The sequence below is a fragment of the Deinococcus rhizophilus genome, assembly GCF_030271215.1.
In the GTDB taxonomy this organism is placed as follows: Bacteria; Deinococcota; Deinococci; order Deinococcales; family Deinococcaceae; genus Deinococcus; species Deinococcus rhizophilus.
Genome location: NZ_JASNGB010000368.1, coordinates 1 through 678, shown reverse-complemented (window position 1 = coordinate 678; position 678 = coordinate 1). Strand labels below are relative to the sequence as shown.

Sequence of the window (678 nt, the reverse complement as noted above, 5' to 3'; positions counted from 1 at the left end):
CGCCGAACTGATCGCGCGGGCGGGCGAGCGCGGCGGCGTGCAGGAGCGGGCGCGGCTGGCCCGCGAGCTGCACGACAGCGTGGCACAGGCCCTCTACGGCATCACCCTGGGGGCCAAGACCGCCCGCGCGACCCTGGACCGCGACCCGGCCCGCGCCCGCGAGAGCCTGGACTACACCATCCGGCTGGCCGAGGGCGGCGTCTCGGAGATGAAGGCGCTGCTGTTCAGCCTGCGCCCCGAGGCGCTGGAGGAAGGCGGGCTGGTCGCGGCCCTGGCCCAGACCGCGCACGCCCTGGAAGCGCGGCACGGCCTGACCGTCCACGCCGACACCCCGGAGGAACCCGCCCTCGCCCCCCACGCCCAGGCCGCCGCCTACCGGGTCGCGCAGGAGGCCCTGCACAACGTGGTCAAGCACGCCCGCGCCCGCGAGGTGTGGCTCTCGGTACGGGGAGAGGAGGGCAGGGTGCGGCTGGAAGTGCGCGACGATGGGCGCGGCTTCGACCCGGCCGCGCTGCCCGGCGGCACCCTGGGTCAGCGTTCGATGCGCGAGCGGGCGCGGGAGGTGGGGGGCGAGTTGACGGTGCAGAGCGAACCCGGCGCGGGCACCACCGTCACCCTGACCCTGCCCGCCGCCCCCCCGGAGGAGGCGTGACCGCCCCCACCCGCCCCCCGGCGCGG

At 77.6% G+C, this 678-nt stretch carries 1 protein-coding gene; it reads left to right on the top strand.

Features of this window, described 5'->3' with window-relative positions:
• Positions 1-652 (top strand): sensor histidine kinase (locus QOL99_RS17385; protein WP_285525668.1); only part of this gene is annotated, 652 nt, incomplete at its 5' end.
• Positions 653-678 lie beyond the last annotated feature (26 nt).